22 protein-coding genes are annotated in these 25,496 nt (G+C 47.3%); 12 read left to right on the plus strand and 10 right to left on the minus strand.

All coding sequences use genetic code 11. The features are described from left to right. Positions 1-110: 110 nt before the first annotated feature. The 5 genes from V7S65_RS00450 to tssD all read left to right on the plus strand — a co-directional run bounded on the left by V7S65_RS00450 (position 111) and on the right by tssD (position 4,421). Complete coding sequence (locus V7S65_RS00450; protein ID WP_079468775.1) at positions 111-1,073, plus strand: type VI secretion system baseplate subunit TssG; 963 nt, start codon at positions 111-113, stop codon at positions 1,071-1,073. A gap of 111 nt (positions 1,074-1,184) precedes the next feature. Continuing rightward, positions 1,185-2,036, plus strand: a complete 852-nt coding sequence (locus tag V7S65_RS00455) for a TssN family type VI secretion system protein (protein ID WP_336386575.1) — start codon at positions 1,185-1,187, stop codon at positions 2,034-2,036. A 13-nt stretch (positions 2,037-2,049) separates the two neighbouring features. Continuing rightward, positions 2,050-3,225 carry a hypothetical protein gene (locus V7S65_RS00460; RefSeq protein ID WP_079468773.1) on the plus strand — a complete coding sequence of 392 codons (1,176 nt, stop codon included), beginning with the start codon at positions 2,050-2,052 and terminating at the stop codon, positions 3,223-3,225. A gap of 130 nt (positions 3,226-3,355) precedes the next feature. Then, on the plus strand, positions 3,356-3,880 hold the full coding sequence (gene tssO, locus V7S65_RS00465; protein ID WP_079468772.1) for a type VI secretion system TssO: 525 nt from the start codon (positions 3,356-3,358) through the stop codon (positions 3,878-3,880). Positions 3,881-4,034: 154 nt separating this feature from the next. Further along, entirely contained in the window at positions 4,035-4,421 is a 387-nt protein-coding gene (tssD, locus tag V7S65_RS00470) for a type VI secretion system tube protein TssD (protein WP_079468771.1), read from the plus strand. An 87-nt stretch (positions 4,422-4,508) separates the two neighbouring features. Here tssD and V7S65_RS00475 read toward each other — a convergent pair whose 3' ends face one another. From V7S65_RS00475 to V7S65_RS00495, 5 genes are all read right to left on the minus strand, one after another. Continuing rightward, complete coding sequence (locus V7S65_RS00475) at positions 4,509-5,267, minus strand: MBL fold metallo-hydrolase (RefSeq protein WP_079468770.1); 759 nt, start codon at positions 5,265-5,267, stop codon at positions 4,509-4,511. A gap of 36 nt (positions 5,268-5,303) precedes the next feature. Next, a complete protein-coding gene (locus V7S65_RS00480; RefSeq protein WP_336386574.1) occupies positions 5,304-5,750 on the minus strand; it encodes a DoxX family protein in 447 nt (148 codons plus the stop codon). A gap of 82 nt (positions 5,751-5,832) precedes the next feature. Continuing rightward, entirely contained in the window at positions 5,833-6,411 is a 579-nt protein-coding gene (locus V7S65_RS00485; RefSeq protein WP_336386573.1) for a Crp/Fnr family transcriptional regulator, read from the minus strand. Then, positions 6,412-7,368 carry a type I pantothenate kinase gene (coaA, locus tag V7S65_RS00490; protein WP_079468767.1) on the minus strand — a complete coding sequence of 319 codons (957 nt, stop codon included), beginning with the start codon at positions 7,366-7,368 and terminating at the stop codon, positions 6,412-6,414. It abuts the gene before it with no gap. Between the two features lie 9 nt (positions 7,369-7,377). Continuing rightward, entirely contained in the window at positions 7,378-8,733 is a 1,356-nt protein-coding gene (locus V7S65_RS00495) for an NAD-dependent succinate-semialdehyde dehydrogenase (RefSeq protein WP_336386572.1), read from the minus strand. Between the two features lie 136 nt (positions 8,734-8,869). On the opposite strand from V7S65_RS00495, the gene V7S65_RS00500 reads away from it, so the two are divergent. Continuing rightward, the gene (locus V7S65_RS00500) at positions 8,870-10,045 is read left to right on the plus strand and encodes an MFS transporter (RefSeq protein WP_336386571.1); all 1,176 of its coding nucleotides are present in this window, start codon (positions 8,870-8,872) and stop codon (positions 10,043-10,045) included. Positions 10,046-10,102: 57 nt separating this feature from the next. Here V7S65_RS00500 and pyk read toward each other — a convergent pair whose 3' ends face one another. Next, on the minus strand, positions 10,103-11,590 hold the full coding sequence (gene pyk / locus V7S65_RS00505) for a pyruvate kinase (protein WP_079468764.1): 1,488 nt from the start codon (positions 11,588-11,590) through the stop codon (positions 10,103-10,105). Positions 11,591-11,602: 12 nt separating this feature from the next. Then, positions 11,603-12,583, minus strand: coding sequence for a 6-phosphofructokinase (pfkA, locus tag V7S65_RS00510; RefSeq protein ID WP_079468763.1), 981 nt, complete (start codon positions 12,581-12,583; stop codon positions 11,603-11,605). 171 nt (positions 12,584-12,754) lie between these two features. On the opposite strand from pfkA, the gene V7S65_RS00515 reads away from it, so the two are divergent. Next, positions 12,755-14,848, plus strand: a complete 2,094-nt coding sequence (locus V7S65_RS00515) for a prolyl oligopeptidase family serine peptidase (protein ID WP_336386569.1) — start codon at positions 12,755-12,757, stop codon at positions 14,846-14,848. Positions 14,849-14,956: 108 nt separating this feature from the next. Then, positions 14,957-15,856, plus strand: coding sequence for an SDR family oxidoreductase (locus V7S65_RS00520; protein ID WP_079468762.1), 900 nt, complete (start codon positions 14,957-14,959; stop codon positions 15,854-15,856). Between the two features lie 3 nt (positions 15,857-15,859). Here V7S65_RS00520 and V7S65_RS00525 read toward each other — a convergent pair whose 3' ends face one another. The 3 genes from V7S65_RS00525 to V7S65_RS00535 all read right to left on the minus strand — a co-directional run bounded on the left by V7S65_RS00525 (position 15,860) and on the right by V7S65_RS00535 (position 21,644). Continuing rightward, complete coding sequence (locus tag V7S65_RS00525; RefSeq protein ID WP_111579589.1) at positions 15,860-16,795, minus strand: HU domain-containing protein; 936 nt, start codon at positions 16,793-16,795, stop codon at positions 15,860-15,862. Positions 16,796-16,875: 80 nt separating this feature from the next. Then, entirely contained in the window at positions 16,876-18,525 is a 1,650-nt protein-coding gene (locus tag V7S65_RS00530; RefSeq protein WP_336386568.1) for a hypothetical protein, read from the minus strand. 41 nt (positions 18,526-18,566) lie between these two features. Then, positions 18,567-21,644, minus strand: coding sequence for a tetratricopeptide repeat protein (locus V7S65_RS00535; protein WP_159454229.1), 3,078 nt, complete (start codon positions 21,642-21,644; stop codon positions 18,567-18,569). A 291-nt stretch (positions 21,645-21,935) separates the two neighbouring features. On the opposite strand from V7S65_RS00535, the gene V7S65_RS00540 reads away from it, so the two are divergent. The 4 genes from V7S65_RS00540 (at position 21,936) to V7S65_RS00555 (ending at position 25,451) form a co-directional block, all read left to right on the plus strand. After that, entirely contained in the window at positions 21,936-22,343 is a 408-nt protein-coding gene (locus tag V7S65_RS00540; RefSeq protein ID WP_079468758.1) for a DoxX family protein, read from the plus strand. A 41-nt stretch (positions 22,344-22,384) separates the two neighbouring features. Further along, entirely contained in the window at positions 22,385-22,795 is a 411-nt protein-coding gene (locus V7S65_RS00545) for an acyl-CoA thioesterase (RefSeq protein ID WP_079468757.1), read from the plus strand. Positions 22,796-22,813: 18 nt separating this feature from the next. Then, a complete protein-coding gene (locus V7S65_RS00550; RefSeq protein WP_336386567.1) occupies positions 22,814-24,061 on the plus strand; it encodes a CinA family nicotinamide mononucleotide deamidase-related protein in 1,248 nt (415 codons plus the stop codon). A gap of 70 nt (positions 24,062-24,131) precedes the next feature. Then, positions 24,132-25,451 (plus strand): dihydrolipoamide acetyltransferase family protein, encoded by a 1,320-nt coding sequence (locus V7S65_RS00555; protein WP_336386566.1) that lies wholly within the window; start codon positions 24,132-24,134, stop codon positions 25,449-25,451. Positions 25,452-25,496 lie beyond the last annotated feature (45 nt).

The following is a 25,496-nucleotide window of genomic DNA, read 5'->3' on the forward strand; positions in this document are numbered from 1 at the left end:
AAACCGCTATTTTTGTTACTGGAGTTGTTAGCCCGGAACCATAGACGAAAGATAGTTATGCTAACGGTTTACCGCTAATAGCAGAATCAGAGAAACCTAAATATGACCTCATGGTAAATAATGCGCAGAAGGCTGCCGTGCTGGAAGAAGTGATTGACCACGTCAATGCTTTACCATACGACGTAAGAGCCGAGGTAGTGGTGGGGGAATTACTCGATAATCATGTGCGGGAAGAGGAAATTGTAGTGCAGTTGCAAAATGTGTTTACCCGTTCTTTTGCAACAGATATTACCGGGGTGAAGCTGGACGACAGCCAGCCCTATCAGCCGTTTATTAGTTTTTCCCTTTCGCGCGATGGTATTTACGACCGGCTGCCGCAGGGAATGTTTCATGAATTTAAGCAGGAGCCTTCTTCCAGGCAGAACGCTGTTGCCGAAATGGTGGTGCGGTATAAAAGGCAGCAACAGCAGCAACAGCAGGCGCGCCGTTTTTTTCAGCCCCTGGAAAATGAGTTCTTCCTGCAACGTGTATACCTGGAGCAACGGGAAAAGCACCTGTTGTTTGATGTATTCGGCAAGGATACGGACCAGTTATTTCATGAATTCTGGAAGTTGCCCGCCGGGCTTCCTGATGCCGCCGTGAACAGGCTGGTAAAGCTGTTACCATATGTTCACCGGATAGCAGGTAACATGACCCTGGTTAAACTTTGCCTGGAACAGGTATTGGAGGAAACGGTAACAATCAGCTGGCAACGCCAGCCACAGATGGTTAGCACAGGGAACAGTGTTCCGCTGGGCGAATGTATGCTTGGGGTAGATGCGATGGTAGGAACAACGTGCTATACGGATATGCCGGTAGTAACGGTGAGCATCGGCCCGGTAAAACGCCAACGGATATACGATTACCTGCCCTGGCAACCCTATGGGAAGCTGCTGGAAACCTGCTATGGCTACCTGTTTCCGGCGGATGTGGAAATTAATACCTTACTGGTGCCTTCTTCCGGGGAGAAAAAAGTAATCCTGTCCGACAAGCAACCTGAGCAGGGAATTATGGGTTATAATTTTTTTCTCTGAAAAACAGCGGACAGCGGCTTACATGGAATCATTTTTGCTATTAACGACCATCTGAAAAAACCTGAAATGTTAGTACCCAAACCCGAAAAACCTTGACATACCAACAGAACTATGAGATACACCGCTAAGTTTTATATCATGCTGGCCGGCGCCCTGGCTATAGGCTCCTTTATAGTGGCTCTGCTCAGCAGGTACATCAAAAATTTCAGTCTTTATAAGAAGAAAGCACTGCTGTATTTAGTGTGTATGACGCTGGTATTTGCTGTAATCAGTTCCATTCCTTTCCTGTTTACCCACCAGAACCTCATGAACCAGTATCTCTTTTATGAAGTATGGTTCCTGGGATTAGGTGTAGTGCATTGTCACTTTATGTATACCCGCTTCTGGGCAAACGAAACCACCCTGGTATCTGAACTGGCTTTTATACTGGCCATCTGGTTATTTGGCGGCGCCGGATTTGTGTTGGTAAACCGCTTCCTGGATAAGGACACCTTTCTTTATTATCCGATGCTCACCAGCATGTTTTCCTTTGTACTGCCCACCTTCGTTTATAAAACTTTTGAAAAGATGATGGCCATCCCGGTAAAGGTGCATAAGTGGTGGCAGTATCCTGTTTATAAAGATGTACCGGAAGTGAATGAGGAAGAAATGAAAGACCTGATTGTCATTGGCCTGGAAATGGAAAAAGGACCGCTTGACAACAGCCGTACTTACTTCCGCGCGCGTACCCCCATCAAGATGGACCTGGGCGACCTGTTCTATCATTTTATCAATGACTACAACGACCGTTATCCCAATACCCCGATTGATTTTGTGGATCACACCGGGCAGCCATATGGCTGGGTTTTTCACCTGAAACCACGCTGGTTTGGCAGCGCCAAAACACTGGACCCGAATAAGGCCGTGTTTATGAATGGCATCAAAGAAAACAGTGTGATTATTTGCAACAGAATTATGTTATAGTAAAAGCAGTATTATGGCAGAACCGCTAAAGCATTTTCCCGTTAACTGGGTTGATGGTATGAAGATAAAAAAGCAGCATTTCATTGATACGGAAAATGCTTTGCTGGACCAGATCAGGGATGCATTGGCGTGTGGTATCCATGCACTTAATTATGGACTGCTGCCACCCAAAGCAGAAAATAAAGAGTCGCTGCGTTGCTGGTTTGTAAGCGACAACCAGCAGCAGTGGAGGATCAAGCTAACAGAGTGCCGTGCAGTAACCCCTGGCGGCGGCCGTATTGAGATCCCTGAACATACCGTGCATTCATTGAAGTATGCCACCACTTTTCCGGAGGCCACTTATACCTGGGATCCGCAGCACACAGAAAACACCTACTACATCTTAATACAGGTAAATCCCTTTAACAGGCAACCCAGCGGAGAACCTTTGCTGGATGAAGATCCGCCAAGACTGCCTTATGCTACACCGGAATACAGCCTGTATGTGGCGCCGGCGTCGCAGCTGCCTTCCGGCCAGCTAGGCAGCTACCAGATGGTGCTGGGCCGCATCAGCGTGACCGACGGCCGCCCACAGATGGATGATGATTATATTCCGCCCTGCAGTATTGTTAGCGCGCATCCTGCACTGATAGATCTCTTTCATGAACTGGATCAGTTCCTCGGACAAATGGAATTATACGGTGTGCATATTGTGCAGAAGATCTATGGCAGAAACCAGCAGAATGACCTGGCGCTTGTTGTGTTGTATATCACCGAAAAAATGGTACAGTTTCTCGGTACCAGGATCACACAATTCAGGTGGCTGGCATTACAGCAACCACCGGCTCAAATGCTGGAAATTATTGCGGGCCTGGCCCGCACCATGAAAAATGCGATTGATCAGCGTGCCGGCGCAGGTAAAGAGGAACTGCTGAACTACTTATCCGAATGGTGTGAGCTGCGTCAGGGTGAACTGGAAACACTCATGATCAACTGCGCCAATATCAAATATAAACACCTGGATGTAAGAGAGTGCCTGCAACCAATGATTCCTTTTGTAAGGGCCGTGAATAAACTGTTTGAAAGCCTGAGCAGGCTGGATTATATCGGACGCAAGCAGGACAGCAATATTTTTGTAAAAGAAGAATCACAGGAAGATGCAGAATATCTGCGGAAGCATAAAACCAAACGCTGGTTTTTTACAGACTAATATGGTTACTGCAGTAATATAACGGCTACCATAAAACGTGTAAGCCGGCTGCCATAACACTATATGTTTCAACAGGAATTCAGCAGATAAATCAACAAGATAATTTCCATCAAAAAAAACGATCCGCAATATGCAAGTATTAAACAGGCAGGAAAGAAATGTTTCCTTTATTTGGTTCCTGTTATTTTTCATCATAACAGTCGCCTTATTTGTATTGGCTGTATTCTTTAATTACCAGGTGCCTGCCAGGGAAAACGCATCCCTGCGGAAAGAATTAACTTCATTCAGGGAAGAGCAGGCGTTCCAATCGGAGTTCCTGCAAAAGCTGGATAAGGTAAAACATAACCTCGATTCTATTAACCTGCCTAACCAGAACGCGAATTACATGGATCAGGTGATTGCCGCATCCCTGGCGGATATGCGCAACTCTATTCCAAAAAATGCGGTAACGCATTATGGCTTGTATGATAACATTGTGCAGAACTGTTTATCGTTGCAACAAACAAAACAACAGCTCCGCGAACTACAGAATGCACAACAGAATATTGCAGGTTTGAAAGAGCAGGTGGCCGACCTGAATGCGAAGCTGGAAAGTAAGAGCAGGGACCTTGATAACTGCAGGCAGATGATGTTGTTAAACAGCCGCGCTCACTAACTTTAAGAAGGGTATTAATCCGGTAAATATTGGAATAATAATTATTTGTTAGGACTCTTGACTATTAAAATTTTCATCCTATATTTGGTACTTATAATTCATAAATAAATACTAATTATTTTTTCTTTATTGTAACCTTAAAAATTAACCCAACATGTCATTCAAAGCCAAATTTGAAGCCGGCGGCAACGAGTACAATGTACAGCATGTCGCCTACGATCTCACACAAGAAGTAGATGCAACCGGTCGCCCTTCAGCCATTACGCGTGGCGGACGTATTAAGCTGACCGTAGAATCTACCGGAAAAACAGATCTCTTTGAGTGGATGGTAAACAACTTTGAAAGAAAAGATGGTACCATTACTTTTTACAAAAGAGACACTGATTCCAAACTGAAAACCCTCGAATTTAAAGAAGGGTACCTCGTAAAGTTTGAAGAGTCTTTTGACTACGAAAACAAAAATCCAATGGTAATTTCCTTTACCATTTCGGCCCGTGAAGTTAGCATGGGTAATGCAAAACATGTTAATGAGTGGGTATAAAAACTCCTTACATTATGCAGAAAGGGCTGTTACCGGAAGGTAACAGCCCCTTTTTTTTGCGGGCAAAAGCTCCGCATGAAATCCTTTTTATGAAAGACTAATCCATTCACCTTGTTCAGGGATAATCGCCGACAACTGTTCAGCGGCAACAGCTTCCCTCAGCGCTTCCCTGCTGAGGAAGCAGTGATTAATAGCACCCATATGCACCGCTATTACTTTCGGCTGCGTGGCATGCCGGATGGTTTTAATAACGTCGGCTGCAGTCATGGTGATAGGATCTCCCTGCAGGAATTGTGCAGCGCCTGCATTTACTACCACGTAACCGGGGCGGAAAGTATCCAGCGCAGCCACTACGTCCTCACACCAGATCGTATCACCGGCGATGTATAATGTAGTGTTCCCCTCTTTCAGTACAAAGCCGGAAACAGGTGCCATCATTTTACCTATTTCACCAGTGCCATGTTGCCCGCCTGTACGGGTAATCTCTATGTTTTCCCAATTAACCGATGTAACAACAGGAATCACCTGCGTAAAAGCCTGTTCCCTGATAACGGCTTCGTCTTCCGGCTGGCAAAACAAGGGAATACTTTTAGGCAGTATAGCCTGTGCCGTTACATCCCAGTGGTCACGGTGCCGGTGGGTAACCAGTATAGCATCCAGGGAAGATAACAATTGTTTTAAAGCGTCGTCGTCGAGCGGAAGGTCGGTCATGGGATTCCGGATGCTGTTGGCTGCGTTGGGAACGGGGTCCAGGCTGTCTTTAACGCCGAGCATGGGATCAACCAGTATTTTCTTATTATTCCATTCTATCAGCAATGTGGCATTGCGTAAATAATGTATGCGCATGGTTAAATTTTTTATAGCATGGCATAAAGTTATTGATTAATTGATGGCCCACCATATCCATAAAATATAAACAGGTTGAAATAATAAGCGGCTCCATATGTACCATGGTTTTGAAGGTAATCCACCAGGCGCCGGTAAGTTCAGTACTGCCACGCGGATGTTGGCGGGAAACATGGCTACCAGGAGTATTATTAATCCCCATCCGGCATAATATTGTGTAACAGGAAACAGCAAACCTGCACCCAGCAGTATTTCCAGCGCGCCGGTAAACAGCACCATGAATAAAGGGTACGGGATCATTCCTTCAATCATATAAGTAAGCTTGCGTGGTTTGAGCAGATGCGTAACCCCTATCATGAGAAACATAACGGCGGCGGATATACGGGCATCCGCAGGGAGTTGCTGTAACAGCGGAATCTGGAAGATATAACCAATCGCCAGTAATAAGAGGGCAATGCTGCATAACCCGGAAAAGAAAGCCATTTGTATATTTTTTAGGACTCAAAGATCCACATCTTCCGGAGGAATAAAACTAACAAATGTTAGTTAATGGGGAGGGAGCAACTCAGGTGCTTCTTTTTTTCCTGATCCGGCTTAAACTCTCCGGCTCAATTCCAAGGTAGGAAGCAATTTGTTTGACAGGGATATGCTGCACTACTTCCGGGTGTTCGTGCAGCAGCTGCGTATACCGCTCCTGTGCGGAGTACTGCAGGAAGGATAGTTCCCGGTTGTATTTCCGCAGGTATTGCTGCTCGGCTATCAGTCGCCCGATTTTCTCCGCCTGGTGGGAGGTGCGATACAACTGTTGCAGATCAGCATAATAACAGGCGTATCCACTTACCGGCGTAACCGCCTGTAAATTAACAGCAGCGGGCTTTTGTGTAATGAAAGAGGCATAAGAAGTAGTGAAGTTGTGCGGAAAGGCAAAGTCCATACTGATGTCTTTACCGTCGTGGAGGGTATATACCCGCACTACTCCTTCTTCAATATAATAAATGGCGTTGGCAGTTTTGCCGGCTTCCGACAGGTGATCGCCTGCCGGAAAAGTTACCGGCTGCAGGATGGCTTCAAACAGCTCCCAGTGAACTATTGGTTCCTGCAGCAGTGCCTGCAGCTGTTGCCGGATAATTTGTGTGCCTTGCATTCAGGTCTTCCTCAATTGAATGGATTGAACGAAATGATGATGACCTTTTTCCAGGATCAGGCTGGCGCGGTAGCGGGTAGGCGCAATATTTTGTTCCAGGTTAGGCTTGTTGATATCGTCCCATATTTGTGTGGCCAACTCAATAGTGGCAGCATCAGAAAGGTGTGCATAACGGTGGAAAAAAGACTCCGGGCTCTGAAAGGCAGTTCTGCGCAGGGTTTCAAAGCGTGCAATGTACCACTTGCGGATATCTTTTTCTGCAGCGTCTACATAAATGCTGAAGTCGAAGAAATCGGATACGAATACAGCGGGATCTTTTTGTTGCTGACGGTGACGAACCTGCAGTACGTTCACGCCTTCTACAATCACAATATCGGGTTGCTCTATCCATTGCAGCTGGCCGGGCAGGATATCGTATTCGAGATGGGAATACAGCGGCGCTGCTACCTTTTCTTTGCCTGATTTTACATCTGCCAGGAAGTGGATCAGCCTTTTGATATCATAACTTTCCGGGAAGCCTTTTCTGTTCATGATATTATTGGCTTCCAGTATTTTGTTGGGATACAGAAAACCGTCCGTTGTTACCAGGTCTACCCGCGGATGATTGGGCCATGCCTGTAATAATTTCTGTAACACCCTGGCGGTGGTACTTTTTCCAACGGCCACGCTTCCGGCGATGCCAATAATATAAGGCACTTTATGTACCTGGCTGCTGAGAAAATTGCTGGTGGCGGTATGCAGTTGTTGCGATGCTGTTACATATAAGTTGAGCAGATGTGCCAGCGGAAGATATACCTGTGTTATTTCTTCCTGCGTGAGCGGTTCGTTCATGCCGTGCAATGCTTCCAGGTCATAATCCTGTAGTTGCAGCATGGCATCATCGCTTCTTTCTGCCCATTCTTTACGGGAGAAACTGATATAGGGAGTATAGCGGTCGCGTTTCAGAGAGGTGGTCATTCCAGTGCTTTATTGTTGTATATAGACAGTCTTTACATTCAGAAATTCGTGTGTGCCTTCCAGTGATAGCTCCCGTCCGTAGCCCGATTGCTTTACGCCGCCGAAAGGTAAGCGTGCATCGGAGCGGACCATCGCATTAATAAATACGTTGCCGCTTTCTATCTGTGTGGCCAGTTGTGCCGCTTTGTCGAGATCGCTGGTCCACAGTGCTGCGCCCAGTCCAAATTCAGTTTCATTGGCCAGTGCAATAGCATCCGCTTCATCTGCAGCTTCTATGATTACTGCCAGCGGACCAAAGGTTTCTTCTTTGAAAGCAGTCATTTTGTTGGTAACCCCGGTAAGCAGGGTAGGTGCAAAGTTACAGCCTTCATGCGTGCCACCCAACTCCAGCTTTGCGCCCTGGTTAACAGAGTCCTGTAATTGTTTGGCCAGCTCATCTGCCAGGTCGGGGCGGGCCATGGGGCCCATTTGTGTGCTTTCCTGTGTGGGATCTCCCTGTTTGAGGTCCTGTAAAATCCGTTTTACTTCCGCAGTAAACGCAGGAACAATATCTTTTTCTACGATCCACCGTTTTGCGGCAATGCACGACTGACCAGCATTTTGCATACGGCCCTGTACCGCTGTTTTAGCGGCGGCTTCGAGGTCGGCATCTTTCAATACAATAAAAGGATCGCTGCCACCCAGCTCCAGTACCGTTTTCTTAATGTATTTCCCGGCAAGCGCAGCTACACTTTTACCTGCGGGCGTACTGCCGGTAAGGGTAACGCCCTGCACACGGGGATCTGCGATAACGGGTTCTATATCTTTGGAAGATATGAGTAGCGACTGGAAAGTACCGGCGGGAAAATTACTTTCAGAGAAGATTTTTTCGATGGCCAGTGCGCAGCCGCTTACATTGCTGGCATGTTTCAGTATGCCGGTATTACCGGCGAGGATATTGGGAATAGCAAAGCGGAATACCTGCCAGTAGGGGAAGTTCCAGGGCATAATGGCCAGGATAATTCCTTTGGGCTCGTACGATACATAACTTTTATACGCGTCCGAACCAATAGGTTTGTGTGCCAGCATTTCCACGATGTTTTCCGCATAATATTCTGCGGAGGTGGCGCATTTCAATACTTCGGCCCGTGCTTCTTTCAGCGTTTTTCCCATTTCCTGTGTGATCAGCGCGGCATGTTCATCTGCATTGTCTTTCATGGATTGCGCTACCTGCATCATCCATTGCCGGCGTTGTTCCAGGGGAATCTGTAATAATTCCCGGTAAGCTTTATGACCCAGCTGCAATTTTTGCTCTATTTCTTCCGGTGTGTGTGCTGTATATACAGCGATGGTTTCCTGCGTAAATGGATTGATGCTTGTAAACATACTTATAGCATTTAGCTGTGCGTGAATAGTCAGACAAATTTACCGTTTTCCGGTAAAAGCTCGTCTTAAAAGCTAAAGCGTAACTGCTAAACACGAAAAGGCTATCTTTGCATCTCTCGGAAAACAGTACAATTTTATGGCGCTTAGCAGATGGAATATCATGATAATGGCCCTTTGCACAGGGCTGATCGTTGCCAATATTTATTACAGCCAGCCTTTACTGGTGTTGATGAGCAACGAATTTGGCGTATCCGAAAGTAACGCGGGACAGGTCACATTTTTTACGCAGGTTGGATATGCGCTGGGCCTGTTATTTTGTGTGCCGCTGGGCGACAAACTGGAGCGCAAGTGGCAGATCGTAGTGATGACACTGGCGGCGGTAGTGGCCCTGGTGGCGGCTGCAGAGTCTGTAAACATCACCATGTTGAAAATTACGGGTTTGCTGATTGGCTTTACTTCGGTAGTGCCACAGCTGATATTGCCACTGGCGGCGGGCCTTTCTGATCCTGCAAGTCGTGGTAAAGTGATTGGTACTATTATGAGTGGCTTACTTGTGGGTATCTTATTATCCCGTACACTCAGCGGCGTAGTAGGCCATCATTTCGGCTGGCGGGCCATGTTCTGGATAGCTGCCGGTATCAGTGCTTTGCTGGCGGTGATCATGATCGTTTCCTTTCCTTCGAGCAAACCGAATTTTAAAGGAAGTTACGGCGACCTGATGAAATCTTTGCTTACGCTGATCAAAGAACAGCCGGTATTGAGAGAGGCTTCCGCTATTAATGCCTGTTGCTTCGCCATGTTTGGCATGTTCTGGACAACGGTGGTGTTTTTATTATCGGATGCTCCTTTTAAATATACCAGCGAACAGATCGGATTAATGGGACTTGCAGCTGCTGCCGGCGCTTTGGGCGCTCCATTGGTAGGACGGATTGCAGATAAAAAGAATCCGCGCATTGCTGTTGGTTATGGCATCATCTTTTTGTTTCTCGGTTATTTTCTCTTCTATATTTTCAAAGCCAATATTATAGGTATTATCATTGGTATCATCGCCATTGATCTCGGTTTGCAGGGCATACACGTATCCAATCAAACCCGCATCTATACGTTGTTACCGGATGCAAGGAACCGTTTGAACACGGTATTTATGACAACCAGCTTTATTGGTACGTCACTTGGTTCGGGCATCGGGTTGTGGGTATGGTCTTTTGCGCAATGGAATGGTGTATGCGTGGCCGGTACTGCACTGATCACTATTGCTCTGATCATTTACCTGGGCACGTATAAAAAAACGAAAGGAGCGGTTACTGCTTAAAAAAAAGCGGCGGAAAGGAACTTCCTCTCCGCCGTTTTACTAAATCCTTATAGCTTATTAGTCCACTTTCGTGATCTTCAGCATGTTTGTTGGCAGGTGTTCTTTAACAGGGGTGCTACCGGTGTTAACGGCTACATCTCCTGACTTGATGAATCCTCTTTCTTTCAGGATATTGATCTGATCAAATACGATATCATCCAGGCTTTCTTCTTCTTCGTAGTAGAAGGCGCGTACGCCCCAGCTCAGGCTCAGCTGATTTACCAGTGATCTTTCTTTGGTGAAGATATAGAGCGGGCTGCGTGGGCGGTAGCTACTCAGCATAAAGCCGGTGTAACCGCTCTGGGTCATACCAATGAGGGCATCAGCGTCCAGGTCTTCCGCAATTTTACAGGCGTTGTAGCACAGTGCATCGCTGAGGAAGGTAGGAGAGTGACGGTGAGGGATCAGGTTACGGTTGTAAATGATCGCTTCTTTTTCCACTTCCTGGATAATTTTATTCATGGTCTGGATAACCAGTTCCGGGAACATACCGGTAGCGGTTTCGCCGCTCAGCATTACTGCATCAGCACCTTCCAGTACAGCGTTTGCCACGTCGGTGATTTCACTACGGTTTGGACGGGTACGGTCCATCATGCTCTCCATCATCTGTGTAGCCACGATAACGGGTTTTGCACGGTGGATACACTTGCGGATGATATCTTTCTGGATCATCGGGATCTGCTCTACCGGCAGTTCCACACCGAGGTCACCGCGGGCAATCATCACGCCATCACTTTCCCAGATAATTTCTTTCAGGTTCTGGATAGCTTCAGGTTTCTCAATTTTAGAGATCACCTTCATTTTAGAATTACGTGCTTCCAGGCGTTTGCGTAATACGGCCAGGTCTTTTACGCTTCTTACAAAGGAGAGCGCTACCCAGTCGCATTCCTGGTCGATGATGAATTCCAGGTCGATAATATCTTTGTCTGTCAGCGCCGGGAGGGAGATTTTGGTATCCGGGAGGTTAAAGCCTTTTTTGGAAGACAATACACCTGGCAGGGAAACTTCAGCTTTGATTTCGCCGCTTGCAGTGATTTCTTTTACAATTGTCTCGATTTTACCGTCGTCCAGCAGAATTTTCTGGCCAACTCTAAGATCTTTGTACAGGTCAGGGTAGGAAACGTAAATTTTTTCCATGTTGCCCACCAGCTTTTCGTTTACGAAAGTGAGGATATCACCTTTCTTCAGCGGGAGCGCATTGTTTTCGATTTCACCCACACGCAGTTTTGGTCCCTGCAAATCGGCCAGGATGGCTACTGTGTAAGGTTCTGTTTTATTGATCTGGCGGATATATTCAATAATCCGCAGTTTATCTTCGTGCGAGCCGTGTGAAAAGTTGAGGCGGAAAACGTTAACGCCGGCTTTCACCAATGTCAGTAAGCCTTCATAGGTATCGCATGCCGGGCCTACAGTGGCCACGATTTTTGTTTTGTGCGAAGAGTGCTCTCTACCCGCAGCGTTATCCATCTGCTTGTGATAGTATTTCGAAAGATCCTTTGTACTCATAAGTCTAATTTTTTAACTCGCAAGAATTTTAACAATCTTAAACCATTCGGGGTCAATTTCCTGTTTGGCTTTTACAGCTTTATCAAGAGGAGTGTAATGGATCTTGTCGTTGACAACACCGATCATTACATTGTGGATGCCTTCGAGAAGGGCATCTACGGCTGCATAGCCCAGACGGCTGGCCAGAATACGATCTGTGCAGGTGGGAGCGCCGCCACGCTGGATATGTCCGAGGATACTTACCCGGGTATCCAGTTGTGGGCACCTTTCTTTAATGATACGACCAACTTCAGTAGCGCCGCCGGTTTCATCGCCTTCGGCCACTACAATCAGGTTAACCAGTTTTCTGCGGCGTTCGTTTGCCTGCAGTTCTTCAATAATGTCATTTACTTCGGTTTTGCGCTCAGGCAGCAATATGTGCTCCGCACCGGTGGAAATGCCGCTGTGTAATGCAATGTAACCGGCGTCGCGCCCCATTACCTCAATTACAAACAAACGGTCATGCGCATCGGCAGTGTCCCTGATTTTGTCGATAGCTTCCACCGCTGTATTCACAGCAGTATCAAATCCAATCGTAGAATCAGTTCCTGCAATGTCCTTGTCAATAGTACCAGGCAAGCCTATACACGGAATATCAAATTCCTGGCTGAACTTTTGCGCACCATTAAACGAGCCGTCTCCACCAATTACTACCAGCCCGTCAATGTTGTGTTTTTTCAGATTTTCGTAAGCCATTTTTCGCCCTTCATATTCATAGAACTCTTTGCACCGGGCGGTCTTCAATATGGTGCCTCCGCGCTGAATAATGTTGGCAACGGATTTTGACTCCATTGGGAAGATCTCGTTCTTCAACATTCCCCTATAGCCGTACATAATGCCATACACATTCAGCTGATGATAAATGCCCGTTCTTACAACGGCACGAACGGCGGCGTTCATGCCAGGAGCATCTCCTCCCGATGTAAGGACTGCAATGTTGTTCAGTTTTTTCATATAAATTGCTAAAAAAATATCTTAAAGGCGCACAAAAATAACATTTTGCAATTGTTTTCTAACTGTTATCTGATGAAATAACCTAAATTTTTAATTTCCATCAAACAAAGTAGATAAATTTTTCAAAAAATATTACGCATGTTAAATAAAAATAATAAACGGTGGGTCTTTATGAGCGTAAGTTTAATCGCCGGGCAGGCAATGGCACAGCAACAGCAAACGATTACTTATCCCGAAACAAAAAAAGTGGATACCATTGATAACTATCACGGTACCCAGATCGCAGATCCTTACCGGTGGCTGGAAGACGATCACAGCCCCGCAACAAAAGCATGGGTGGACGCCCAGAATAAGGTAACAGAAAACTATCTCTCCAACATCCCTTTTCGCGCAGAAATCCGGAAAAGACTGGAAGAATTGTGGAATTACCCCAAAAACGGCGCCCCCACCAAACATGGTAATTATTATTACTTCTTTAAAAATGATGGTCTGCAGAACCAGTCCATTCTTTACCGCTCCGCCACTTTAGGCGGCGCCCCGGAGGTTTTCCTCGACCCCAACAAGCTCTCGGCAGCCGGCACCACCGCACTGGGCAGCATGTCGTTCTCCAAAGACGGGAAACATTTTGCCTACCTGCTCTCCAAAGCAGGATCCGACTGGCAGGAAGGTTTTGTAATGGATGTGGAAACCCGCCAGCTCCTGTCCGATAAACTCGAATGGGTGAAGTTCAGCGGCCTCTCGTGGAAAGGTAACGGCTTCTATTACAGTCGCTACGACAAACCCGATGAACAAAACAAGCTATCCCAGAAGAATGAATTCCAGAAAGTGTACTACCACCGCCTGGGCGATCCGCAGGAGAAGGATGAACTGATTTATGTGGATAAAGAACACCCGCTGCGCAACGCCGGCGTGGACGTAACGGAAGATGAACGCTTCCTGATCCTCTCCACCTCGGAAGGCACTTCCGGCCGGGAGCTGTGGTTCCGCGACCTGCAGAACCCCGCGCAAAAGGAGTTTACCCTGCTTGTGAAAGGCTTCGCCAACGAGCCGGACGTTATAGATAACGACGGCGACAAACTACTGGTGCGTACCAATCACAACGCGCCCAACTATAAGATTGTGCTGATAGACCCCGCCAACCCGGCGGAAGCCAACTGGAAAGTAATTGTTCCCGAAAAGAAAGAAGCCCTCCAGGGTGTGGGCCTCGCTGGCGGCAAATTATTCCTGTCCTATCTGAAAGACGCTTCTACCAGGGTGTATCAATATGATTATAAAGGTAAGCTGGAGCACGAAGTGAAACTGCCGGGTCTTGGAACTGCCAGTGGATTTGGCAGTAAAAAAGAAGACAAGGAATTCTTTTATACCTATACTTCCTTTATTACTCCGCCCGCTGTATATAAATATGAAGTGGCCACCGGTGCTTCTACCTTATATAATAAGGCGGAAGTAAAATTCAACCCCGCAGAGTACGAAACCAAACAGGTGTTCTTTAAAAGTGCCGACGGAGAGCGTGTGCCCGTATTCCTTTCCTACAAGAAAGGTATAAGGCTGAATGGCAATAACCCCGTGTTGCTTTATGGCTACGGCGGATTCAATATTGCCATGACCCCTTCTTTCAGCGTTTCCAACCTCTACTTCATGGAACAGGGAGGCATATACGCAGTGGTATCGTTAAGAGGCGGCAGCGAGTATGGAGAAGCCTGGCACAAGGCCGGTATGATGGAAAAGAAACAGAATGTATTCAACGATTTTATCGGCGCAGCCGAATATCTCATCAAAGCAAAATATACCAATCCCGGCAAAATAGCGATCCGCGGCGGTTCCAACGGTGGTTTGCTGGTAGGCGCCTGTATGACACAACGCCCCGAACTGTTTAAGGTGGCACTGCCTGCCGTAGGCGTAATGGATATGCTGCGCTTTCAGAAATTCACCATCGGATGGGCCTGGGCAGTAGAATATGGTAGCAGCGACAACGCAGAACAGTTTAAATACCTGCTGAAATATTCGCCGCTGCATAACCTGAAGCCCGGCACCGCTTACCCGGCTACGCTGATCACTACCGCTGATCACGACGACCGCGTAGTGCCGGCGCACTCGTTTAAGTTTGCAGCCACGCTGCAGGCAGACAACGCCGGACCCAATCCAACCCTGATCCGTATTGAAACACAGGCAGGGCACGGTGCAGGCAAGCCCACTTCCAAAATGATTGATGAAGCCGCCGATATCTGGGCATTCACCATGTACAACCTGGGCATGCACAAGTAAAGTTGCAAGTGATTAGCTTTTAGCTGTTATTGAAATGCCCCGCATTTTGGTGAACAGCTAAAAGCTTTTTTTTCTTATCTTTAGAAATAGCGTATTGAACATGGCTCTATGAAGGTACTTATAACTGGTAGTAACGGATTATTGGGACAACATCTGATCCCGCTTTTTCTGCAAGATGGAAAATATGATGTGATAGCCACAGGCAGAGGCCCTAATCGTTTCCCCCTGCGGGATAAATACACTTATGAGGCTGTAAACCTCCGCGATGCAGGCAGCGTAAAGCAGCTGGTGGAAAAACATCAGCCGGATATCATTATTCATGGCGGCGCCATGTCGCAGGTGGATGACTGCGAAAAAAATAAAGATGCCTGTTGGGATACCAATGTAGGAGCCACCCGTTACCTCGTACACGCAGCAGAAAGTTGCAACGCCTTCTTCATCTTCCTGTCCACCGATTTTGTATTCGATGGCTTACAGGGCCCTTACAGTGAAGACGCTACCGTAAATCCTATCAATTATTATGGTACCAGTAAAGTTGCCGCAGAGCGACTGGTGATTAACAGCAAACTGCAGTGGGCCATTGTACGCACCGTACTGGTGTATGGCGTAGTGGCAGACCCGCACCGCAATAACATGATTACCTGGGTAAAAAATAATTTGCAGCAGGGTAAAAAAGTGAAAGTAGTGGATGACCAATGGCGTACACCTACTTTATGCCACGACCTCGCGAAGGGGTGTTTGCTGATTGCAGATAAGAAAGCAACCGGTTTCTTCAACATCTCCGGAAATGAAATTCTCACTCCTTATGATATGGCCATTCAAACGGCTGAATACTTTAAACTGGATACTTCACTCGTAGAAAAGATCAGTGCCAAAACACTGGCACAACCTGCGGCCCGTCCTGCCAAAACCGGGCTGATAATAGACAAGGCCGCCAAAGAACTGGGATATAAGCCCCGTACTTTTGCAGAGGGGCTGGAAATTGTAGCAGGCGAAATAAAAGCTTAACGGCTAAAATTCAAGAAATACTTTATTACCAAACACTTTCCGGATACTGTCGCGTTGCACGGTGGTATCAGCTACCAGTGAATGCAGTTCCACGGCAGTTCTGTACATGCTGTCTCTTTTATAGAGCACCAGCGTTTTTCCCCAGGCGAGCTGCTGCTTCTGTTTTTTCACTGCGATAGTGCTGTCTTTATACCTTTCCACTACTGCATAATAAGTAATGGGCGTAATCGCTGCTTTCGCTGTGGAGTCGGCCAGCGCTTTTTGTATGGAATCTGCGGCTGCAGCGGCGAGCTGCTTTGCATTAACTTCTGTATCGGGAGGTGTTTCGGATTGGGATACAGCTTTGGAGATACCAGACAAATACCACCAGGCGGCTAATCCAATTACAATGGCGGCAATGGGAATAGCAGCCCACCACCATTTAAAACCACTTTCTTCCGTTACGGCTTCCAGCGTATCTTCCACTTCTTCTGTCATAATAGGCTCCAGCGCCTCGGGTGGTGGTGGCACAAAAGCGGGTGCTGTGCGGCTATCCGTTGTTCGTTCAATAGGCGTAAGATCCAGGGTTTCTTTTTCTACCGGCAGTTCTTCCGCATGGAAATGTATGTTGCCGGTAAAGTCGCCCTGTAACTGGCCGATGCCCGGCAATACCAGCGGCTTCCCGGATTGAAGCTCCGCTTTCAGTTCCTCCAGGTATTTTTCCAGCTTCCGCTGTGCCACGGCAGGCACCAGGTTTTCTTTCAGGGCAATCCATTCCACGCAGGAACCATCGTCCTGCCATTGCTGGGTAAACATCACCTGTTCACGCGGCGCCGTAAGCGTTTGTGCGTGGGAGTTATAATGTGCCGGGAAATGTTGTACAGAAAATGTTCCCAGCTGTGGTACTACACAAATCCGCTGTTTAAACAGCACTTCCTGGATATATTGCTGAAGTATCAAGTGGAGAAATTTTTAATGAATAATGCCGTGGAGATTGTGTTTCCCGGACCTAATCCGGGGAACACAATCTCCGCATAAAGTTAAAACTTAATCATCACACCACCCACAATATTGAACCCATAAGTAGGGTAGAGGTAATACCGCTGGTAGTGTGTATTGAACAGGTTATTTGCATTCACCCATAGCCCGAAATTTTTACTGATATCATAAGAGGCGCCTGCATTCAGGTCCCATGCGCCTTTGGTTTTGCCAAAGTCTTTGTTGGGGAGCAGGTAATAGCTGCCGCTCAGTGCAAAGAGATCGGCATTCAGGTGTAATTTTTTAGCGATGGTGTATTGTGCAAACAAATCACCCTGGAAGGCTGGCAGATGCCACGGCTGCACTTCTGTTTCCTGTTTGTTATAGTTATACCAGTCGAAGCTAACGCGCGCCTGAAATTTTTCTTCCTCAATATATCCTACTTCGCCATGCAGCTGGAAAGCGCGCAGCTGGGCTTCGTTACGGGTGGTGAATTTTTTGGTGTCGGCGCTATCGTTTACAAACAGCGGCATATTGTACCAGGTAACGGAAGCGAATTTGGTGTTGTAGTTGAAATGGCTGCCCAGCGTACCTTTGATACCGGTATATTTTTCTTCTACACGGGTATTCATCATTTCTCCCGGTAAGCCGGCGAGGAAAGGATTTTTATTGGCAAGGTTACGGTAGGAATTCTTTTCAAAATAAGAGATCCATCCACTGCTCAGGATCAGTTTTTTACGGATCAGGTGCGACTCATTCACGATGTCGGGCAGCAGGTAAAATTCGCCGTTGCTCCAGGTGGGATTTACACCGGCATGCAGCACAAATCCCGGCTTCATGATATCTACCGCAGGGTGGATGGAAGCGATGTTGTTGTTGATGGCGCGGTTGTTATCTTCTTTATAGGTAGAAAGATCAAACACACCTTCTACTTTTATGTAGATATCTTCAAACACCTGCTTACGTACCGGCACATTCAGCTGGAAGGTATTTTCGGTACGCTTGTAGGAGTCGTTGAAAAGAATAAACTTCACTTTTGGCTGGAAGGTAAATGCCCAGTCGTTTTGCGGCCTGTTCTGCATACCCACGGAAGCCGTGAGCTGGTTAAACGTTTGCTCGATATCTTTCTTTTTATAGCTGGCCGTATCATGACCATAGCCGTAGTAGTGAACGGTGTTGCGGTCGTACCCGATGCTTCCGTCGAACCGGAATTTTGGCAACAGGTAAGTACCGGCGGCCAGTACATTCAGGTTGCTATAATCCTGGTCAGGAATTTCCTTGCCCTTGGAGCCGGTATAGTTTACATACAGGCCGTAGTTGTACATATCTTGCCTGCCGCTGCCAAAGCCCGCCTGTACATACGGTGTTTTATAATTGCCATATCCCAGTTTCACGAAGTTGTTCTGCAGGTACGACAATGAATCTTTGCCCAGCGCCAGTGGTTTCAGTGGCATGGCCTGGTACATAAAGTTCAGGTTCAGCGCCGGTATCTCGTACTTCATGGATGGCCGGGTGGTATCAATCCCCGGCAAAGAGGCCGTGAGATTGAGTTTGTAGGCATCGCGCAGTTTGGGTTGGTTTGTGGAAATGATATCAATCGTTTCCTGTTTCAATACCTCCTGTGCGGTGGCCGTTTGTGCAAACAGCATTCCTGTCAGGCCCAGTGCTGATATAATAAAAGTTCGTTTGTTATATATTGCTTGAATGTTCATGCTTTGTTGCGCTTAAATGTCAGGTTCCGGAATCCGGGTGATTATTTCTTCGGTTTTTTGCCAGCCGCTTTTTCTTCTGCTTCCGCTTTTGCCAGTTTATCTTTCGCTTCCTGTTTCAGCTCAGGAATAGAGCTGTTGGTAACGATACTCTGGTAAGTAGCTTTTGCATTGAAATAATCCTGTTGGCGGGCGTATACATCTCCCAGCAGGATATATGATTTAGCCACCCAGTACTCGTAGGACGGCGTATTTTTAATCACATCAAAACCGGCTTTTTCGGCAGCGTCCAGTTCATTCTGTTGCAGGTAGCAATCTGCAATGTTGTAGCGTGCTTCGGCGCCAGTTTCAGATTTGGTCATGTTGGCCACTGTTTTGAATTCAGACAGGGCGCCGGCATAATCTTTTGCCTGCTGCAACGCTTTACCACGATAGAAATGCGCGATGATCTGATCATCTGTACTGATATTGGCAGCAGCCAGTAACATTTCCGAGTAGTTGGTTACTTCGTCCCAGCGTTTCAGCTGATAGTTGCTGCGGAGTAATCCCCTGGTGGCGGTAAGACTGTTTTCCTTGCTGGTAGCGAGATCCTGCAGTTGCAGGTAGTAGCCTCTTGCCTTATCGTAATTTTTTACCTGGTAGAAGTTGATGTTAGCCGCCTGTAGTGCAGATCTTTCTGCATACAAACTGTTGTTGCGCGATAACACAAATTCGTAGGCAGGCAATGCGCTCGTATAGTCTTTACTGTTATAAGCACATTCTGCTTTGTAGAAATAAGCCGGCAGGATAAACTGGCCGTTCGGATATTTCTGGATATAGTTATTGAAGCCGCTGGTGGCGCCTGCGCAATCGTTGCTGGTGAACCGGGACTCGGCAGCAGCATAAGTGAGGGAGTCTTCAGCAGAAGTAGTAACGGTTCTGCCGCTGGCTTTCAGGAAGGCGAGGTAGTCGTCGGTTTTACCCTGACTTACATAAATCGACTTCATACTTTGCAATGCTTCATTGGATTCCGGCGAGTTAGGGAATTTTTCCACTACCTGGCGGTAATAAGCCAGCGCTTTGCTGTCGTTGTCTTTGTTATAGTAGCTCAGGCCCAGTTTCAGGAGTGCGCGTGGCGCATTCGGTCCGTTGGGTTGTTTCTGTAATACATTTTCCAGGAAGGGGATGGCTTCTGTATATTTTTCTTCCGAGAGATAGGTATTGGCTATCTCAATATCTGTTTCGTTATTAAAGCCGGACGATGGAAACTTGTTACCCAGTTGTTTGAGCAGTGCCAGTTTTTCACTTTGCTTGCCCTGTAAACCGAGGATCACGGCTTTCTGATAAGTGGCGTAGTCGGCGCCGGGAGCGTTGTTGCTGATGATGCGGTCATATAGCGATAATGCTTTCGGGAACTGGCGGAGCATATAATAGCAATCGGCACTGCGGAGGGCGGCGTCGGTGGCAATACGTTCTGCATTGGGGCCGCTGGTGCGCTGGGCAGATTCAAAGTAAGGCAGTGCTTCCGTGAATTTGTCCTGTTTCAGGAGGCTGTATCCCAGGTTGTAGCTGGCGGTTTGTGCATTCGCTTCGCCCGATACCGGGGCTGTATTATTCAGATAGGCGTTCAGGTTAGTAACTGCCTGGTCTGTTTTATTCTGACGCAGCGCAATTTCTGCTTTCCAGAAATGCGCCAGTTGTTTGATCTGCGGATCGTATGGGTTGCTGATGGCAACATCCAGCAGGCGGTCGGCTTCTGCCAGCTGCTGATCATTGATCAGCTGGGTGGCGCGGCCGTAGGCTACTTTCTGGTAGGCTTTCAGCACCGTAGGATTTTTGTCGGGAATCGATTCAATCGTCGCTAAACCATCTTTATAGTTATTGCTGTTCATGAAAAGATTAACGAGTATTTCCCTGGCTTCTTTGTTATAAGCAGATTGCGGATATGTTTTTACAAATTGTGTAAGCTCGCCGAGCGCGGCATCGGGGTAGCCTAGTTCGTACGACAGTTTGCCGTAGTTGAACCGGGAAATTTCCTGTTGCTGTGCGTTGGAACTGTTGTTGGCGCAAAAGGCAAAAGCGTTGCGCGCATTGGCTTTCTGACCGGTGCGGAGGTAGCAGTCGCCCAGCAGGTACATGGAATTTTGTCCCAGTGAATCTTTGGAACTGCTCAGTTGTTTAAATCCGGCGATCGCTTTCGACAGGTTATTTGTCTGGTAGTAAGCGTATGATAGCTGGTAGATGTCTTCGTTTCTTACTTCATCTGCATTATCCTGGAAGTCCTGCAGGTAGGGCAGTGCTTTGGGATAGTTCTTTTTTTCAAAGTAGGCTTTACCGAGCAACTGTTTCAGTTCTGCTTCGTAGTATTGTCCGCCTTGCCGCAGCAGTGGCTCTGTGTAGGCAATCAGCTGATCTGTTTTCCCCTGGAAGTAATATATTTCAGCGATGTAATAAGGAACCACATTGCTGTATTTGGGTTCGTTCACTACTTTCTGGAAACTATTGAGGGCTTCTGCATACTGGTGATTGTAGTAGCTGATGAAGCCATAGTAATAGTTGGCCGGGATGCTGTATTTGCCGGGTACTTCTTTGATGGAGGCAAACAGGGGCTGTGCCTTTTTAAAATCTTTTAAATTGAAATAGCAATAGGCCAGTTCAAACTTCGCTTCCGCAATTTCTGCATTGGAGAGGTTTTCGATATTGGCTTTCTCATAGAGGGGAATGGCCTCTTTGAGTTTATTCTGGCGGAAATAATATTTTGCCAGCTGATAGCTCACCAGTTCTTCACGGGCATTGTTATTGGCCAGTTTCAAAAATTCCAGCGCCTGTTTTTCCGCATTGTCCTGTTGCAGTTTCAGTGCACAGATGGTATAGTAGTAATACGCATCTGTTTTAACAAGATCACGGTTGGTTTCGTGGAAATAGTCGATGTTATCAAGGGTTTGCTTGAAAAGCTGCATGGACACGGCATATTTTTCCTGCTGGAAATATTGCTGGGCGTCCTTGAATACTTTTTCCGGATCTGTGTAAATGCGTGTTTGCTGTGCCTGTGCGGCAGGCAGTGCTATCAAACCTGTACCCGTAAAGGCCAGGAGTGATATATACAGATGTCCGGGAACAAAAACTCTTCTTATAAATTGCATGCTATAGCTGTTATTTCTTGAATATGCGTTTAAAACGAATCCCGGGAGGAAATATTTTCCAGCCGGGGAAGTACTCTGCCGTGGTCTGACCCTGATAGTCCGTTTCTTTGGTGCCTGTGTGCCTCCGACAATCATGATGAGAAACGAACCAGGTGATATCAGCAAATATAAAAGTTATATCTTTTCCTTTCCGATTGTGTTTCTAACAATGTGGATAACTCCGGTAGCAAGGCAAAGGCTATTCATTTATCTTGCGGAAAATAATTTTTAAGTACAAAAACCTTACCTACTATGAGAAAACTGTTCTCTGCCGGCTACTCGAATGGCGCTGTAAGTTTTTCCATGCTCGTGCTCCGACTGGTATCCGGTGGTCTGATCCTCCTGCATGGCTGGCCCAAGCTGATCAATTTTACTGCCAAAATGAATTCTTTTCCTGATCCATTGGGAGTAGGACATAAAATTTCTTTGGGAATGGTGGTTTTTGCAGAAGTGTTCTGCGCGGTGTTGCTGATCATGGGACTGTTAACCAGACTGGCTTCTGTGCCATTGGTGATTTGTATGGGCGTAATCATTTTCATGATTCACGGACATGACCCGGTATCAGAAAAAGAAATGCCTATTCTTTTCCTGGCAGCATTTGTGACGTTGCTTTTTACAGGACCGGGCAGGTTTTCACTGGATGGCGCATTGGGCAAATAAAATATTCAAGTAAACGTTTAGGATAAAAATAGCAGGGAACCATGTTTATCAGCACAACAACAATCAGGGTACGTTATGGGGAAACAGACCAGATGGGATATCTGTATTACGGCAACTACGGCCTGTATTATGAAGTAGGCAGGGCAGAAGCCATACGCGAACTGGGTTTCAGCTACAGAGAGCTGGAAGAACAGGGCGTGATTATGCCGGTAGCCGAACTGAATGTAAAATACCTGCGGCCTGCCTATTACGACGACCTGATAACGGTGAAGACTATACTGAAAGAGATGCCGAAGGGTTCTAAGATACAGTTTCACAGTGAGTTGTATAACGAAAAGAATGAATTGCTGAATGTTGGGGTGACCACACTGGTATTCATTGACGTAAAAACGAAACAGAAAGCCGGCCTGCCGGAAGATCTGGGGAAAATACTGGCACCGTTTTTTGGATAGCAGTTTAAACAACGCACTATGGATAAAATCACCACCAGCATTATCACCATCGGAGATGAATTGCTGATAGGACAAACGATTGATACCAATTCTGCCTGGATGGCACAGCAGCTGAATGCAATGGGGATCTGGGTACACCGGCGTGTAGCCATTGGCGATATCCGGGATGATATCCTGGATGCCCTGGCAAAAGAATCGGCGGTGTCTGATGTGGTGCTGATCACCGGCGGGCTGGGGCCAACAGCCGATGATATCACCAAGCCTACCTTATGTGAATACTTTAACACCAGGCTGGTGCAACACCAGGAAACGCTGGAAAACGTACTGCATATTTTTGAAAGCAGGGGCCTGCCCATCCTGCAAAGGAACCTGGACCAGAGCCTGGTGCCCGAAACGGCAACAGTCATTGAAAATAAAAGAGGTACCGCGCCGGGAATGTGGTTTGAGAAAGAAGGTAAGATCTACGTATCCATGCCCGGAGTGCCGCATGAAATGAAGGGAATCATGGAGGATTATGTGCTACCCCGGCTGGCAAAGGATTTCAAAACCCCGGCGGTAATACATCAAACACTGGTTACCTCCGGTATGGGCGAATCCTTTATCGCCGAACGGCTCGTTGCTTTTGAAGCAAAATTACCCGTCCACATCAAACTGGCTTACCTGCCCAGTTACAGCCTCCTGAAACTCCGTTTAACCGGCTTTGGTAAAGATAAATTATCGGTGGCCGCAGAGGTGAGCATCCTGTTTCACCAGCTGAAAGACCTGCTGGCAGATATCACCGTAACCGACCAGGATATTTCAATAGGAGAAGTATTGGGTAACCTGTTAAAGGAGAAAGGTAAAACGATGGGTACCGCGGAAAGCTGTACCGGCGGACTGATTGCCAGCTGGATTACAGCGGTTCCGGGAAGTTCTGCTTATTTCAAAGGCAGTGCGGTAACGTATGCCAATGAAATGAAAGTGAAGATGTTAGGCGTGAAACCCGAAACCCTGCAGGCGCATGGCGCCGTGAGTGAAGCCACCGTGCAGGAAATGCTGACCGGCGCACTGGCACTGCTGCAAACCGACTACGCCATTGCTGTATCCGGGATCATGGGCCCCGATGGCGGCACGCCGGAAAAACCGGTAGGTACCGTTTGGATAGCAGTGGGAAATGCAAAGAGAACAGTTACCGTAAAATACCAGCTGCGTTACGACCGGGAACGGAATACGCAAATGACAGCTGTTTATGCCATGAATGAGTTGCGCAAACTCATTCTGGAATAGGGATATTCACGTATTTTGAATTGGTACAATTCCCTTATTTTTGTTGCGCACTAAAGCAAAAATCAATCTTATGGCCATTGTAGAATTGGTAATGCCAAAAATGGGGGAGAGCATCATGGAAGCCACCATTTTGCGTTGGCATAAAAAGGCGGGCGATCACGTAAAAGTAGATGAAACCGTACTTGAAATTGCCACCGACAAAGTGGATAGCGAAGTTCCTTCCACTGCGGAGGGCGAAATCACTGAACTGCTCTTTAATGAAAATGATGTGGTACCGGTAGGTACCGTCATTGCCCGCATTAATACCAATGCCGATGCAGCGGCGGTTTCCGCCCCTGTTACGCCTGCAGCTCCTGCAGCCACTGAACCAAAATTCACTACCGCGCCGGCGTATACACCCGCTGCCGAAGCGCCTGTTTCCGGTGGCGGAGCCAAATTCTACTCCCCGCTGGTACTCACTATCGCACAACAGGAAGGTATCAGCTTTTCCGACCTGGAAAAGATCCCCGGTTCCGGTAACGATGGCCGCGTAACCAAAAGAGATATCCTCCAATACGTAGCCGATCGCCGCGAAGGAAAGGTAATCCCGGATGTAACGCCCGAACAGGCCACCTCCACCGCTGCGGCCACTACCCGTCAACCGGTGGTGACCACTACCGTGGCTTCCCCTACCTATAGCGGTAATGTGGAAATCATTGAAATGGATCGCATGCGCAAACTGATTGCCAACCACATGGTAATGAGCAAACAAACCAGTCCGCATGTGACCAGCTTCGCCGAAGCAGATGTTACCAACATGGTGAAGTGGCGCGACCGGGTAAAAGGCGACTTCGAAAAACGCGAAGGCGAAAAACTGACTTTCACACCACTGTTTATAGAAGCCATCGTAAAGTGTATCAAGCGTTTCCCGCTGATCAACTGCTCACTCGACGGTGATAAGATCATTATCAAGAAAGACATTAACATAGGCATGGCTACGGCGTTGCCCAGTGGTAACCTGATTGTTCCGGTGATCAAAAGCGCTGATATGCTCAACCTCACCGGGTTAACCAAACAGGTAAACTACATGGCCAATTCCGCCCGCCAGAATAAGCTGAAGCCGGAAGATACCCAGAGCGGTACTTTCACCCTTACCAATGTAGGCACCTTTGGCAGCCTGATGGGAACGCCTATCATCAATCAGCCACAGGTGGCCATCCTGGCAGTAGGCGCTATCAAAAAACGCCCGGTGGTCATTGAAACAGAAGACGGCGATACCATTGGTATCAGGCACATGATGTACCTGTCCATGTCTTACGACCATCGTATTGTAGATGGTTCCCTGGGTTCTACTTTCCTGAGCGCAGTAGCGAAGGAGCTGGAGAATTTTGATCCGAAGAGAGGAATTTAAAGATAGCTATCGTTTAGCAGGAATGCAGCAGGGATCATTTTCTGC

Origin of the sequence: Chitinophaga sp. CCNWYY40 (assembly GCF_037483205.1) — a bacterium.
GTDB classification, from domain to species: Bacteria; Bacteroidota; Bacteroidia; order Chitinophagales; family Chitinophagaceae; genus Chitinophaga; species Chitinophaga ginsengisegetis.

Bases quoted from the DNA above. Each gene is read 5' to 3' on its own strand.
- V7S65_RS00450 (WP_079468775.1), top strand. From the start codon at position 111: ATGGTAAATAATGCGCAGAAGGCTGCCGTGCTGGAAGAAGTGATTGAC.
- V7S65_RS00455 (WP_336386575.1), top strand. From the start codon at position 1,185: ATGAGATACACCGCTAAGTTTTATATCATGCTGGCCGGCGCCCTGGCT.
- V7S65_RS00460 (WP_079468773.1), top strand. From the start codon at position 2,050: ATGGCAGAACCGCTAAAGCATTTTCCCGTTAACTGGGTTGATGGTATG.
- tssO (WP_079468772.1), top strand. From the start codon at position 3,356: ATGCAAGTATTAAACAGGCAGGAAAGAAATGTTTCCTTTATTTGGTTC.
- tssD (WP_079468771.1), top strand. From the start codon at position 4,035: ATGTCATTCAAAGCCAAATTTGAAGCCGGCGGCAACGAGTACAATGTA.
- V7S65_RS00475 (WP_079468770.1), bottom strand. From the start codon at position 5,267: ATGCGCATACATTATTTACGCAATGCCACATTGCTGATAGAATGGAAT.
- V7S65_RS00480 (WP_336386574.1), bottom strand. From the start codon at position 5,750: ATGGCTTTCTTTTCCGGGTTATGCAGCATTGCCCTCTTATTACTGGCG.
- V7S65_RS00485 (WP_336386573.1), bottom strand. From the start codon at position 6,411: ATGCAAGGCACACAAATTATCCGGCAACAGCTGCAGGCACTGCTGCAG.
- coaA (WP_079468767.1), bottom strand. From the start codon at position 7,368: ATGACCACCTCTCTGAAACGCGACCGCTATACTCCCTATATCAGTTTC.
- V7S65_RS00495 (WP_336386572.1), bottom strand. From the start codon at position 8,733: ATGTTTACAAGCATCAATCCATTTACGCAGGAAACCATCGCTGTATAT.
- V7S65_RS00500 (WP_336386571.1), top strand. From the start codon at position 8,870: ATGGCGCTTAGCAGATGGAATATCATGATAATGGCCCTTTGCACAGGG.
- pyk (WP_079468764.1), bottom strand. From the start codon at position 11,590: ATGAGTACAAAGGATCTTTCGAAATACTATCACAAGCAGATGGATAAC.
- pfkA (WP_079468763.1), bottom strand. From the start codon at position 12,583: ATGAAAAAACTGAACAACATTGCAGTCCTTACATCGGGAGGAGATGCT.
- V7S65_RS00515 (WP_336386569.1), top strand. From the start codon at position 12,755: ATGAGCGTAAGTTTAATCGCCGGGCAGGCAATGGCACAGCAACAGCAA.
- V7S65_RS00520 (WP_079468762.1), top strand. From the start codon at position 14,957: ATGAAGGTACTTATAACTGGTAGTAACGGATTATTGGGACAACATCTG.
- V7S65_RS00530 (WP_336386568.1), bottom strand. From the start codon at position 18,525: ATGAACATTCAAGCAATATATAACAAACGAACTTTTATTATATCAGCA.
- V7S65_RS00535 (WP_159454229.1), bottom strand. From the start codon at position 21,644: ATGCAATTTATAAGAAGAGTTTTTGTTCCCGGACATCTGTATATATCA.
- V7S65_RS00540 (WP_079468758.1), top strand. From the start codon at position 21,936: ATGAGAAAACTGTTCTCTGCCGGCTACTCGAATGGCGCTGTAAGTTTT.
- V7S65_RS00545 (WP_079468757.1), top strand. From the start codon at position 22,385: ATGTTTATCAGCACAACAACAATCAGGGTACGTTATGGGGAAACAGAC.
- V7S65_RS00550 (WP_336386567.1), top strand. From the start codon at position 22,814: ATGGATAAAATCACCACCAGCATTATCACCATCGGAGATGAATTGCTG.
- V7S65_RS00555 (WP_336386566.1), top strand. From the start codon at position 24,132: ATGGCCATTGTAGAATTGGTAATGCCAAAAATGGGGGAGAGCATCATG.